This window comes from Paraburkholderia rhizosphaerae, assembly GCF_004366595.1.
GTDB lineage: Bacteria > Pseudomonadota > Gammaproteobacteria > Burkholderiales > Burkholderiaceae > Paraburkholderia > Paraburkholderia rhizosphaerae.
This window is the reverse complement of the sequence record NZ_SORE01000019.1, coordinates 25,641-38,496: the sequence shown is the minus strand read 5'-3', so window position 1 is coordinate 38,496 and position 12,856 is coordinate 25,641. Positions and strand designations below refer to the sequence as shown.

Here is a 12,856-nt window from a genome sequence, read left to right as displayed (position 1 = left end):
CTGGATAGCGAACAGACCGAAGTCATTTCCCGCACCCTCGATGAGCGGTCGCGCGCATGTGTCGCCGGGGAACTGCCGGTTACGCAGGGTCTCGCGCTCGCCCCGGTCGTGCTGGCAGGCGGCTCTGGCACGCGGCTGTGGCCGATGTCGCGTGCGAACTGCCCGAAGCAACTGCTCGACATCGTCGGCCCGGACTCGCTGCTGCAGACCACCGTACGGCGGATGTCGAACTTTCCCGCGGCGCGCAAGGTGAACGGCGCGCCGATCATCATGTGCGGCGAAGAGCACGGTTTCGTCGCGGTCGAACAGTTGCATGCGAACGGCGTGGATGCGCGGCTCGTAGTCGAGCCCGCGCGACGCGATACGGCGCCGGCGCTGACGCTCGCAGCGGTCGTCGCGTCCGCGCACGGTGAGGATGTGATCCTCGTCGCGATGCCGGCCGATCACTCGATTGCCGATGTCGATGCATTCCAGCGCGCGATACTCGCAGCCGCCTGTCACGCCGAGGCAGGCGCGATCGTGACCCTCGGCGTGCCGCCGACGCGTCCGGATACCGGTTTTGGCTATATCAAGGTCGGCGCGGCACTGCAGGACGGCGCGCGCCATATCGAATGCTTTGTCGAAAAGCCGGCGCACGAGATTGCCGTGCAATACCTCGCAAGCGGCGAATACTGGTGGAACAGCGGCATTTTCGTGGTGCGTGCATCGATCTGGCTCGAAGCGGTCAAGCGACTGCAGCCGGCAATGCACGACGCGTGTGTCGCTTCGTTTGCCAATAGCCGGAAAGACGGCGCATTCCTGCGCCCGGGCGCCGCGCAATTCGAGCAGAGCCCGTCCGATTCGATCGACTACGCGGTGATGGAGCACCTGGGCACCGGCAATCTGCGGTGCCAGGGCGTCGTCGTCCCGCTCGAAGCGGGCTGGTCCGATCTCGGGTCGTGGGACGCCGTCTGGGATGCGCACGAGAAGGATGCGGACGGCAACGTCGCGCGCGGCCGCGTGATGTTCGAAGGCGCGACCGCGAGCTACGCGCACTCGGAAGGCCGCCTCGTCGCCTGCGTCGGCACGACCAATGTGGTGGTGGTCGAGACCGCGGATGCGGTGCTGGTGGCGGATCGCTCGCGCGTGCAGGACGTCAAGGGCCTCGTGGCGCGCATCAAGGCCGAGCGGGCACCCGAAGCCGATCAGCACAGAAAGGTGCGCCGCCCCTGGGGTTTCTTCGATTCGATCGACCGCGGCGAGCGTTTCCAGGTGAAGCGCATCGTCGTGCAGCCGGGCGCGCGCCTGTCGCTTCAACTCCATCACCATCGCGCCGAGCACTGGATCGTCGTGCGCGGCACCGCGCGAGTCTGGCGCGGCGACGAGCAGTTTCTGCTCGGCGAAAACGAGTCGACTTACATCCCGCTTGGCGTGCGCCATCGCCTCGAGAACCCCGGCAAGTTGCCGCTCGAAGTGATCGAGGTGCAATCCGGCGCCTATCTGGGCGAGGACGACATCGTGCGGTTCGACGACAACTACGGAAGGGGATGACGTGTTGACTGCGTGCCGGAAAGCGCAACGCTCACCGCCGAACGCGACGCCGCACTGCGTCGCGGGCGCGGCTGCTTGTGCCGCGCCGGCCGCCGTCGGGCGTCGTTGAAGGGAGCGCGATCGCGATGTCCGATACGGATCACGTTGTCGCGCGAAAGACGGCAAAGGTGTGGAGTGAAGACATGGCTGGACTATTCCATCGGGCGATCGATGTCGCATTGATAGTGCTGGGCGCCTTTGGCGCCTTGCATCTGAACGTGACGGCGGCCGGCGCTCACTATGAACTTGATTCACTGCTCGTCGCGTTCGTCGCCGCGCTCGCACTGTCGGTCTTTCCGGCGTGCGGCACGTATCCAACCAAAGCCCAGATCAAACGCTCGGTCGTCAGCTCCGCTACCCGCACCGCGATTGCGTGGCTGGTCGTGCAAATGTGCGGCCTTGCGTTGCTGTACCTGATCCAGCGCACCAGCGTGCTGTCGGTGCCATGGTTCCTCTACTGGACGTTGACGAGCGGGATTCTGTTGCTCGTCGCACATACGTTGACTGTCGTTGCGTTCAATATCGCGAGCCAGTTGCGGCAGCGCGTCGTCACCGCGGACGGCATGCCGGTGCAGCGCGTGTATGTGTCGCTCGGTCCGACGGCGGCGAGCCAGACCGTCAAGCGCGGCTTCGACGTGGTGGTCGGTCTCGCGCTGCTGATCGCGCTGTCGCCGCTACTTGCGGTGATTGCGCTGGCCGTCAGACGCGATGGCGGGCCGGTCGTGTTTGGTCACGTACGAGTCGGACTCAACGGCCGCCGGTTCCGATGTCTGAAGTTTCGCTCGATGGTCGTGAACGCGGATCAGGTGCTCAAGCAACTGCTGGAAACCGATCCGCAGGCGCGTGCCGAGTGGGAGCGCGAATTCAAGCTGAAGAACGACGTGCGCGTGACGCCGATTGGCCGCTTCCTGCGGCGCACGAGTCTCGACGAACTGCCGCAGCTGTGGAATGTCGTGCGCGGCGATATGAGCCTCGTCGGGCCGCGCCCGGTGATCGATCAGGAACTCGAACGGTATGGCGCGGACGTCGACTACTACCTGATGGCGAAACCGGGTATGACCGGTCTGTGGCAGGTCAGCGGCCGCAGCGACACCGACTACGCGACGCGGGTTTCGCTCGACGTTGCGTATGTGAAGAACTGGTCGCTGGCGCGCGATATCACGATTCTGTTCAAGACGTTCAAGGTGGTGGTGTACGGCAGCGGCGCTTACTAGGCCGCATCGGCCGCGGCGTTCAGGCGCGCGGTGTGCGCCGCGCGCGGCCTGACCGAACCAGCTCAGGCGCGCGGCCGCGTTAGCGGGTCCACGGTGAAGACGGCGCGACCTGAGGAGTGATCGGCGAACCGTAGATCTGGCTGTTGCCGTGGGTCACGTCGCCGCTCCAGCCGTCATACGCATACGGGTTAGGCATCGACGTAGCGGTTTGCGTGGAAGGGCGGTAGCGGAAAGTTTGCATCGAAGGGCGCGCTGCACGAATTGGCGCTGCGTTGCCCGCGGTAGCGCCGGCATGTTGCGCAGGGCCCGCTACCTGGCTCGACGTAGCAGTTGCAGTGGAGGTGGAAGGGATCGGGCTCGAGTATGTGGGGCGGGCTTGCGTGGCGGCGATCCGGGTTGGACCCGTGTAAGTGGGGCGAATGTGGGTTACCGCACCCGTAGCGGCGTTCCGATTTGGCGTCGCGCCGGTTTGTCGTGCAGTCTCGGTAGTTGTAAGTGCTTGACGGGGGGATACCAGTTGAGCCGCGGCGTGAATCGAAAATGCGGCAAGCGGTATCAGAGAAAGCGTGCGGAACAGTTCTTTGCTCATTGCGATGCCTGAACAGGTAAGTGAGCGGGATCTGCAAACAGATGGGTAGAACCATGTTACACAGCGAGTCCGGTTTTGCAAGCTCGGTAAAAGCCGTTCAGTACGGCGAAACGCTTGCAGATGCAACTAATTCCCCGAACCCAGTGCACGGCCGGCACGGGGCCATTGTGAAGGCACTGCGCCGCCATCTTTCGCTCGTTGCAGGCGCTGCGATCGTGGCCGTGCTGTCCGGATGCTCGATGGCGCCGGGCATGAGCTACAGCAGCCGCGTCAACAGCGCGGGCACGATCCAGTCCGACCCGCTTGCGAGCACCCGGCCGGGCGCGCCCAAAGCGGACGGCAAGGATGTGCCGCCGCCGAATGCGCTGGTGGAGATCAACAGCGAGCTGGTTTCGAAGCAGGAAGCAGAACGCCCGAAAGGCGTTCCGGACGGCGTGACTGCGTTGTTTGCGAAGCCGGCTCCGTACACGCTCGGCCCTGGTGACATTCTGTCGATTGTCGTCTGGGATCACCCGGAACTGAATATGCCGGAGGCCACCGGCGGTGGCGGACAGGACGCGACCGGCTCGAACTCGGTCGTGTCGGGTTACACGATCGATAACGGCGGCATGGTCCAGTACGCGTATATCGGCCCGGTGAAGCTATCGGGCCTGACGGAAATGGAAGCGCGCGATCTGATGACCACGAAGCTGGCCAAATATATTAGGAATCCGCAGGTCACGCTGCGCATCACCGCATACCGCAGCAAACGCGTGTATGTGGATGGCGAAGTGCGCAACCCCGGCCTGCAGACGCTCAACGACATGACGATGACGCTGCCCGAGGCGATCAACCGCGCCGGCGGCTTCACGACGAATGGCGACCGCTCGCAGATCGCGGTCACGCGTAACGACGATACGGTGGTGGTGAATCTTCCGGATCTGATCGCGAAGGGGACCAATCCGAATCACATCGTGCTGCGCGACGGCGATATGGTGCGCGTCTTCTCGTCGAACGACAGCAAGGTCTCGGTGCTCGGCGAAGTCGAGCATCCAGGAAGTTTCGTGTTCAACAACGGTCGCATGTCGCTTAGCCAGGCGCTCGGCGATGCAGGCGGGATCAATCAGAGTTCCGGCGACGCGTCGCAGATTTTCGTCGTGCGCAATCGCGAGTCGGCGCAACCGACTGTGTTCCATCTCGATGCTTCGACGCCGACCGCGATGGCGACGGCCGACAGCTTCCTGCTTAAGCCGAACGACGTGGTGTTTGTCGATGCGTCGGCGCTGGTCAGATGGGCACGCGTGGTCGGCCTGCTGCTGCCGAACATGCAGGCGGCGGCGACATCCCGGGCTCTTGGCTATTGATGAATCACACCTGACACAACTGATCGACGCAGCGGTAATGCATGCGGTAGGCCGATACCGGCATGCCTGGAACCAACGCATACCGATGTGGAGAGGGAACATGACCCAGCGCGAACTGCTACTTCAAACGACCGATGCCGACTCGCCGCAAGGCTCGCACGTCGGCAACCTGTTCGATGTGCTGTACCACAACCGAGGCCTGATCGCGGCCGTGACTTCGTGCTTCGCGCTGATCGGCGTGACATACGCGATGCTCGCGGAGCCCGTGTATCAGTCGGACATTCTGGTGCAGGTCGAGGAAAACCCGAACTCGGCGCGTAATGTGCTGAGCGACGTGTCGTCGATGTTCGCGATGCACACCGCCGCGTCCGCGGAGATCGAGGTACTGCGCTCGCGGATGGTCATTTCACGCGCGGTCGATCGCACGAAGATGTTTATCGGCGCGCAGCCGCGCTACTTCCCGGTGATCGGAAAATGGATCGCGCGGCATTTACCGGGGCTGGTGCGCTCCGGGCTCGGCGGCTATGCATGGGGTGACGACCGGATCAACGTGTCGAGCTTCGACGTGCCGGGCAACCTGTACGGCGCGCCGTTCATGCTGAAGCTCGAAAACGGCGGCGCTTACACGCTGTCGTCGAAGGAACTGCATCTGCAGGGGCGCGTCGGCGAAATGCTGCACGCGCAAACACCTGCCGGCCCGATCGAATTGATGGTCGACGAAGCAGTCGGCGAACCGGGGGCCACCTTCGAAGTCTCGCGGCGTTCGCGGCTTTCCACGATCGAATCGCTGCAGAAGGCGCTGGTGATCACCGAAAAGGGTAAGCAGTCGGATGTCATTGGCGTGTCGCTCGAAGACAACAACCCGCGGCGCGCCGCCGAGATTCTGAATGCGGTCGGCGCCGAATATGTGAAGCAGAACATGGAGCGGACCGAGGAAGAAGCGGAGAAGTCGATTCGCTTCCTCGAGCGGCAATTGCCGGAACTGAAAACGCAGCTCGAAGCGGCGGAAAGCAAGTTCAATGCGTTCCGCTCCGAGCACGGCACCGTCGATCTGAACGCGGAAGCGAGCGCACTGTTGCAACGTTCGGTTGAAGCGCAAGGTCGCATTGCCGACCTGAAGCAACAGCGTGAACAATTGCTCGCGCGTTTTACGTCCGAGCACCCGGCCGTGCTCGCGATCGATTCGCAACTGGGCGCGGCCGGCCAGGAACTCGATCACATCTCGGCGACGACCAAGGCGCTGCCGCCGCTCGAGCAGAACCTGCTGCGTCTGCAGCGCGACGTGCAGGTCGACACCGATCTGTACACGAACCTGCTGAACACGCAGGAACAGTTGCGTCTGCTGAAGGCCAGCAAGGTCGGCAATGTGCGGCTCGTCGATAACGCGATCGTGCCGGAAAGCCCGATCCGGCCGAAGCGTGCGTTCGCGGTGGCGGGCGCGGTGCTGACCGGACTGTTCCTGAGCATCGCGCTGGTGCTAGTGAAACGCAAGCTGATCGACGGTGTCGGCGCGGCCGAGGAAATCGAATACGGGACCGGCATGATGGTCTATGCGACGGTGCCGCGCAGCAAGCTGCAGGAGCAGATCACACGCAGCCTGCCAACCAACACCGGCACCAATCTCGTGCTCGCCCGCACATCGGCCGGCGACGCCGCGATCGAAAGCCTGCGCAGCTTCCGGGTCGCACTCGAGTTCGCGCTGCTCGATGCGCCGAACAAGATTGTGTTGCTCGCGGGCCCGACTCCGGTGGTCGGCAAATCGTTCGTGTCGGTAAATCTCGCGACGCTGATCGGCTCTTCCGGCCAGCGCGTGCTGTTGATCGACGCGGATTTGCGGCGCGGCTCGCTGCATCACTACCTGGGTGCGACATGCACGCCTGGCGTGACCGAGATGATCGTCGGCGGCTTGAGCTTCGAACAGGTCGTGCGTCGCGAGATTCTGCCGGGCGTCGACTTTATCGCGAGCGGCGGCTTCGTGCCCAATCCGGCTGAAGTGCTGATGCACCCTAAGTTCATCTCGTTCGCGCAACGCGTCGAACAGGAATACGACGTGGTGCTGATCGATGCGCCGCCGATCCTGCCGGTCGCGGACTCGGGAATCGTCGCGAAGCTGGCCGGCAATGTGTTCGTGATTGCACGCCAGGGCGTGACGAATCTCGCGGAACTGCGTGAATCCGCGCGGCGTTTCGCGCAGATCGGGGTGCCGATCCGTGGCGTGATCTTCAACGACATGACGTCGCGTCCGAGCCGCTACGGCAAGGAATACGGCGCATACGGCTACACGAGTTACGGCAGCGATGCGCCGGAACCGGCAAAGGACTAGACGCGATGAAGGACATGACGATCATCATCTGTAGCTATAACTACGAGCGCTTTATTCGCGAGACGATCGACTCGGCACTCGCGCAGGAGCCCGACAGGACGCGCGTCGTCGTGATCGACGACGGCTCGACCGACGGCTCGCGCGCGATCATCGAAAGCTACGGCGAGCGGCTTACCGCGGTCTTCAAGGAAAACGAAGGGCAGGCGTCCGCGTACAACCAGGGGCTCGAACTCGTCGATACCGAATATCTGATCTACCTCGATTCGGATGACGTGCTGTACGACGGCGCGGTCAAGCAGGTGCTCGACGCATTCGAACGCGGCGGCTACGCGAAGGTGCAGTTCACGCTCGATGTGATCGCGCAGGACGGCACGCAGACCGGTGCGCGGGTGCCGAACTCGCAGCCGCCCGCGGACTGCCGCAAGCCGCTGCAGAACGGCTGGCTGTATCCGTCGCCGCCAGCGTCCGGCAACGCGTATCGCGTGAGCGCGCTGAAACAGATTCTGCCGGTCCCGCTCGCGGGCGGGCGCCGCATCGCGGCGGATTTCTTTGCGATCTACGGCATCGCGATGGTCGGCCCGATTCATTCGATCGACACGCCGTTGGGCGGCTATCGCGTGCATCGCTCGTTCGTCGTCGACGAGCGCGGCGGGGCGCCGAAGATCAGCCTGTCGATTGCGAATTGTCAGGACTTCAACGAAGTGATCGATGGCTTTCCGGTGCGCTGGAACGCGCTGCGTGAGCTGGTCGCGCAGCGTCTGGGCGAAACGCTGCCCGCGCACGGCAATGACTTTTCGTACCAAAAGGCGCGCCTGTGCTCGCAAGTGTATGAGGCGCCGCTCGCCAAACGCTGGCACTGGTTCGCGTTCGAGTCCGGCCGCTATTTCCAGTCGGTGCTCGGCAATCCGTTCTGGAGCACCGGCAAGAAGCTCGGCGCGCTCGCGTTGACCGCGCTATGTCTCGTGCCGTCGCGGCGCGTTAGCGATTACGCGATCCGCTATATCGCGAATCCGCTCGCGCGGCAGGCGCATCCGACGCGCTAGCGGCGCCGCCAGCACGCACGAGCGGCCGCAGCAGCACAGACAAATACTACGGGGATGGCAGATGGCGACAACGGCAGCACGCGGTCTGATGATCAATGGCCGCTTTCTCGGCCGGCAGGCGACCGGCGTCGACCGCTTCGCATTCGAGACGGTGCGCGCGATCGACCAGCTGTTGCAGAGCGGCGATCCGCTGGTCGCCGGCCTGAACGCGCAGATCGTCGTGCCGCGCGCGCTGGGCGCGTTGAACAATCCGTTTGCGCGCATTCCGTTGCGCGCGGTCGGCAACGGGCACGGCATGCGCTGGGAGCAGCTGAGCTTGCCGCACGCGGCGCACGGCTCACTGCTGTTAAATCTGTGCAATTCGGGTCCGCTGTTCTTCCGTCAGCAGGTGACGGTGCTGCATGACGCGGCGCCGGTGCGCGTGCCCGATAGCTATAGCCGCGCGTTCAGCACGTGGTACCGCGTGATGGCGCCGCGCCTTGGGCGCGTCGCCCGACGCGTGCTGACCGTGTCCGAGTTTTCGCGGCGCGAGTTGTGCGACGCGTACCGGATACCGCGCGCGAAGATCGGCGTGGTGCCGGAAAGCGGCGAGCACATGCTGCGCGTGCCCGACGCCGGCGCCGGTTCGTACGGCGCGACCGCGCAGCGCCCGTATGTGCTCGCCGTCGGCAGCCTGAACCGGCACAAGAACTTCAAGCTCGTCAGCGATGCCGCAAAGCTGCTCGGCGATGCGGCGTTCGACATTGTCGTGGTCGGCGGCGGCGATCCACGCGTCTATGGGACGTCGCATGAGCCGCTGCCGTCGCTGATCAAGCATCTCGGCTATGTGAACGACGCGGACCTGAATGCGCTGTACCGGCATGCCGCGTGTTTCGTCTACCCGTCGCGCTATGAAGGCTTCGGTTTGCCGCCGGTCGAAGCGCTTGCGCTCGGATGCCCGGTGATCGCGTCGCGGCTGCCTGCGGTCGTCGAGGCGTGCGGCGACGCGGTGCTGTATGTGTCGCCGGACGATCCGCGTGAACTCGCCGGCCTGCTCGAACGCATCACCACCGATGCGGCGCTGCGCGACACACTGCGCGCGAAGGGCAACGCGATCACCGCGCAGCTGACGTGGCGCGCGACGGCAGTCAAGTTACTCGAAGAGATCTCGCCATGGCTGACCTAGCGCAAAGTGAAGTGAGCTCCGATGAGCGGCCGCACTACGGCCGTGTCGCGATTGTCAACGACTGGCTGGTCACCTATGCGGGCTCCGAGCGCGTGCTCGAACAGATCATCGCAATGTGGCCGGATGCCGACCTGTTCAGCCTCGTCGACTTCTTTCCGGAGGATGAACGCGACAAGCTACTCGGCAAGCGCGCGAAAACGTCGTTTATCCAGCATCTGCCGCGCGCGCGTACCGCGTACCGGTCCTATCTGCCGCTGATGCCGCTGGCGATCGAGCAGTTCGATCTATCCGGGTACGACCTCGTGATTTCGTCGAGCCACGCGGTGGCGAAAGGCATCATCACCGGGCCGGACCAGGTGCATGTGAGCTACGTGCATTCGCCGATCCGCTATGCGTGGGACTTGCAGCACGAGTACTTGCAGCAGGCCGGCATGACGAAGGGCCTGAAGAGCTGGATCGCACGCGGCGTGCTGCATTACGTGCGGATGTGGGATCTGCGCTCGGTGCCCGGCGTCGACGCATTCATCGCAAATTCGGGCTTTATTGCGCGCCGGATGCGCAAGACCTATGGGTGCGATGCGACCGTCGTGTATCCGCCGATCGATATCGAGCGCTTCGTGCTGGGTACGCAGCGCGAAGATTTCTACCTGACCGCGTCGCGGATGGTGCCATACAAACGCGTACCGCTAGTCGTCGACGCATTTTCGAAGATGCCGGACAAGCGGCTCGTCGTGATTGGCGACGGTCCGGAATTCGAGCGGGCCAGGGCGCTCGCGGGTCCGAATGTCACGCTGCTTGGCTATCAGCCGGGCAACGTGCTGATCGACCATATGCAGCGCGCGCGCGGCTTTGTGTTTGCCGCCGAAGAGGACTTTGGGCTGTCGGTGGTCGAAGCGCAGGCGTGCGGTGCGCCGGTCATTGCATACGGCCGCGGCGGTGCGCGCGAGACGGTGATCGAATCGCCGGATCCGATGGCGCGTACGGGCGTGTTCTTCCGGCAGCAGAGCGTCGAAGCGATTGTCGAAGCGATCGCGCGTTTTGAAGCAAACGGTCCGTTTCATCCGGAGGTGTGCCATCGCAACGCGCTGCGTTTTACGCCCGAGCGATTCCGGCGCGAGTTCCGGCACGTCGTCGACGATGCGGTGCGCGCGGCGCAGCGCCGGCTCGCGGAGGGCGCCGCGCTCGATATCCGAACCGCGGACGCGAGCCCGGTCGATATCAGTCGCGCCGACGCCGGCCCTGGCGCGACGCAACGTCCGGTCCTGATGGTTGAGGAGTGACATGAAAAAGTACGTGATCATCGCGACAAAGGGGCGTGCGGTCGAAACCGCGACGCTATTCGATTTCCTGTTCGAGCAGGACGCGCGTCCGGATGCGGTGTATGTAGTCGGCGCGGAAACAGCCGATCTTCCCGATGTCGTCGGCCATCCGCTGCACGCGCATGCAAACGTCAAGCTGATGCTCGCGAAAGGGCCTGGACTCACGGTGCAGAGAAACGCGGGCGTCGCGGAACTGTTGCGCGACCTCGAGCGCGACCGGGTCGATGAGCCGTGGTTCGCCGCGTTCTTCGATGACGACTTCCGGCCGCACCGTGGATGGCTGCAGCAGTGCGATGCGCTCTTCACGGAGCAGCCGGGGGTGATCGGCATGACGGGGCAGATCCTCGCCGACGGCGTGCGCGGGACCGGCGTGTCCGAAGCGGACGCGCTGCGGTATCTGTCCGGCGCGCTCGCGCCGCAGGAGCATTGGGCGTCGGGTGCCGAGCGCCGGCCGCTGAATTCCGCGTATGGCTGCAACATGGCGTTCGAGGAGCGGGTGATCCGCAACTGCCGCTTCGACGAGGCGCTGCCGCTATACGGCTGGCAGGAAGATCAGGACTACACGTCGCAGGCGCTCGCGCTGGGCGAGTTCGTCTACGAGCCGGCATGCCGCGGCGTGCATCTGGGCGTGAAGAACGGTCGCATTTCCGGTGTGCGTTTCGGTTACTCGCAGATCGCCAATCCGATCTTTCTCGTGAAGAAGAACACGATGGCGCGCAAGAAAGCGTACGTGTTCATCACGCGTCATCTGTTGTCGAACGTCTATCACAGCCTGCAGCGCGATCCGATCTTCGACTATCGCGGTCGCCTCAAAGGCAATGTGCTTGCGTTTATCGACTATCTGCGCGGCAGCAGCCACCCGCAGCGCATTCTCGATATCGGCCTTGCTTCGCGCGGCGCGCGCCGGCCGTGACCGAACCGGCGGGTCCCCGCATGGCTGATTAGACAGTGATTTAGGCGGATTCAGCGGGGCTTGCTTACGTACAGTAAGTCTGAAGAGTAAGGCAGGTGTTGCGTTGCAAAGCGGGCCGTCCCGCGACGCAAGCGATGTCATCGCGTGAAGTATCGATTCCGAACGGACGAAACGTGCGAGTAATCATATGGACAACCAAAAAGCTAGCTTTGTGCCGGTGACCCAGCCGTACCTTCCGCCGCTGGCGGAGTTCACCCCGTATCTGGAGCAGATCTGGAGCAACAAGTGGGTGACCAACGACGGCCCGTTTCATCACCAGCTTGAAGCCGCGCTTTGCGAGCGTCTCGGCGTCGAGCACATATGCCTGTTTTCGAACGGCACGATCGCGCTGATCACCGCACTGCAGGCGCTCGATATCAGCGGCGAGGTGATCACCACGCCGTTTTCGTTCGTCGCGACCACGCATGCGTTGCACTGGAACAGAATCAAGCCGGTGTTCGTCGATATCGACCCGGTCAGCATGAATCTCGACCCGGCGAAGATCGAGGCCGCGATTACGCCGCGGACCTCCGCGATCCTGCCGGTTCACGTGTATGGCAATCCGTGCGAAGTCGAGGCGATTGAACGGATTGCCGCGAAGCACGGGTTGCGCGTTCTTTATGACGCCGCGCACGCATTCGGCGTGCAACGCGACGGCCAGTCGATTCTGCGCGCGGGCGATATGTCGATTCTGAGCTTTCACGGCACGAAGATTTTCCATACGTTCGAGGGCGGTGCGATCGTGTGCCGCGACGCTGAAATGAAACGGCGCATCGACAGGCTGAAGAACTTCGGCATTGTCGACGAGGTGACGGTTGCCGCGACAGGCCTGAATGGCAAGATGAACGAAGTACAGGCTGCCTTTGGCATGCTGCAGCTCAAGCACGTCGACTACGCGCTCGCCCAGCGCGCGCGCATCGATAGCCGGTATCGCGAAGCGCTCGGCGGCCTGCGTGGACTGAAGCTGCATCAGATCGACAGCAACAACACGCGCAATCACGCGTACTTTCCGATTCGCATCACGCCGGAGTTTCCGATTAGCCGCGACGCGCTGTTCGAGCAGTTCCGCGAGCGCCATATCGCAGTGCGGCGCTACTTCTATCCGCTGATCAGCGAGTTTGTGCCGTATCGGGATCTGCCGTCCGCGTCGCGCGAGAACCTGCCGGTCGCGAGCGAAGTGTCATCGGAAGTGCTGTGCCTGCCGATGTACACGATGCTCGAGGCCGCGGAGCAGGAGCGGATTATCGAAATCATTCTGTCGTGCGCAACGCATGCTCAGGCGGCGTGACAAACGGGGAGGCCGGGTAGCCCCCGGCATTTTGCGCGGCGTGCGGCGCGA

At 63.8% G+C, this 12,856-nt stretch carries 10 protein-coding genes; 9 read left to right on the top strand and 1 reads right to left on the bottom strand.

Going from position 1 to position 12,856, the window contains the following annotated elements:
- Positions 1-24 precede the first annotated feature (24 nt).
- A complete protein-coding gene (locus tag BX592_RS22890; protein WP_377681533.1) occupies positions 25-1,530 on the top strand; it encodes a mannose-1-phosphate guanylyltransferase/mannose-6-phosphate isomerase in 1,506 nt (501 codons plus the stop codon).
- Between the two features lie 182 nt (positions 1,531-1,712).
- Positions 1,713-2,783, top strand: coding sequence for an exopolysaccharide biosynthesis polyprenyl glycosylphosphotransferase (locus tag BX592_RS22885; protein WP_134194824.1), 1,071 nt, complete (start codon positions 1,713-1,715; stop codon positions 2,781-2,783).
- Positions 2,784-2,862: 79 nt separating this feature from the next.
- Here BX592_RS22885 and BX592_RS33965 read toward each other — a convergent pair whose 3' ends face one another.
- Positions 2,863-3,024 (bottom strand): hypothetical protein, encoded by a 162-nt coding sequence (locus BX592_RS33965; RefSeq protein WP_166676435.1) that lies wholly within the window; start codon positions 3,022-3,024, stop codon positions 2,863-2,865.
- A gap of 599 nt (positions 3,025-3,623) precedes the next feature.
- Between BX592_RS33965 and BX592_RS22880 the strand changes: the two genes are divergently transcribed.
- The 7 genes from BX592_RS22880 to BX592_RS22850 all read left to right on the top strand — a co-directional run bounded on the left by BX592_RS22880 (position 3,624) and on the right by BX592_RS22850 (position 12,805).
- The gene (locus BX592_RS22880) at positions 3,624-4,715 is read left to right on the top strand and encodes a polysaccharide biosynthesis/export family protein (protein ID WP_341804897.1); all 1,092 of its coding nucleotides are present in this window, start codon (positions 3,624-3,626) and stop codon (positions 4,713-4,715) included.
- A gap of 100 nt (positions 4,716-4,815) precedes the next feature.
- Positions 4,816-7,038, top strand: coding sequence for a GNVR domain-containing protein (locus BX592_RS22875; RefSeq protein ID WP_134194820.1), 2,223 nt, complete (start codon positions 4,816-4,818; stop codon positions 7,036-7,038).
- A 5-nt stretch (positions 7,039-7,043) separates the two neighbouring features.
- On the top strand, positions 7,044-8,081 hold the full coding sequence (locus BX592_RS22870) for a glycosyltransferase family 2 protein (protein WP_134194818.1): 1,038 nt from the start codon (positions 7,044-7,046) through the stop codon (positions 8,079-8,081).
- A 61-nt stretch (positions 8,082-8,142) separates the two neighbouring features.
- Positions 8,143-9,246, top strand: a complete 1,104-nt coding sequence (locus BX592_RS22865; protein ID WP_134194816.1) for a glycosyltransferase family 4 protein — start codon at positions 8,143-8,145, stop codon at positions 9,244-9,246.
- Positions 9,234-10,526 (top strand): glycosyltransferase family 4 protein, encoded by a 1,293-nt coding sequence (locus BX592_RS22860; protein WP_134194814.1) that lies wholly within the window; start codon positions 9,234-9,236, stop codon positions 10,524-10,526. The genes BX592_RS22865 and BX592_RS22860 overlap by 13 nt, the downstream gene beginning before the upstream one ends.
- A 1-nt stretch (position 10,527) precedes the next feature.
- Positions 10,528-11,478 carry a glycosyltransferase family 2 protein gene (locus tag BX592_RS22855; protein ID WP_134194812.1) on the top strand — a complete coding sequence of 317 codons (951 nt, stop codon included), beginning with the start codon at positions 10,528-10,530 and terminating at the stop codon, positions 11,476-11,478.
- Positions 11,479-11,665: 187 nt separating this feature from the next.
- Positions 11,666-12,805 carry a DegT/DnrJ/EryC1/StrS family aminotransferase gene (locus BX592_RS22850; protein ID WP_134194810.1) on the top strand — a complete coding sequence of 380 codons (1,140 nt, stop codon included), beginning with the start codon at positions 11,666-11,668 and terminating at the stop codon, positions 12,803-12,805.
- The last annotated feature ends 51 nt before the right edge of the window (positions 12,806-12,856 follow it).

Coding starts and splice junctions, on each gene's coding strand:
- BX592_RS22885 (WP_134194824.1), top strand. CDS start 1,713: ATGGCTGGACTATTCCATCGGGCGATCGATGTCGCATTGATAGTGCTG.
- BX592_RS33965 (WP_166676435.1), bottom strand. CDS start 3,024: ATGCAAACTTTCCGCTACCGCCCTTCCACGCAAACCGCTACGTCGATG.
- BX592_RS22880 (WP_341804897.1), top strand. CDS start 3,624: ATGAGCTACAGCAGCCGCGTCAACAGCGCGGGCACGATCCAGTCCGAC.
- BX592_RS22875 (WP_134194820.1), top strand. CDS start 4,816: ATGACCCAGCGCGAACTGCTACTTCAAACGACCGATGCCGACTCGCCG.
- BX592_RS22870 (WP_134194818.1), top strand. CDS start 7,044: ATGAAGGACATGACGATCATCATCTGTAGCTATAACTACGAGCGCTTT.
- BX592_RS22865 (WP_134194816.1), top strand. CDS start 8,143: ATGGCGACAACGGCAGCACGCGGTCTGATGATCAATGGCCGCTTTCTC.
- BX592_RS22860 (WP_134194814.1), top strand. CDS start 9,234: ATGGCTGACCTAGCGCAAAGTGAAGTGAGCTCCGATGAGCGGCCGCAC.
- BX592_RS22855 (WP_134194812.1), top strand. CDS start 10,528: ATGAAAAAGTACGTGATCATCGCGACAAAGGGGCGTGCGGTCGAAACC.
- BX592_RS22850 (WP_134194810.1), top strand. CDS start 11,666: ATGGACAACCAAAAAGCTAGCTTTGTGCCGGTGACCCAGCCGTACCTT.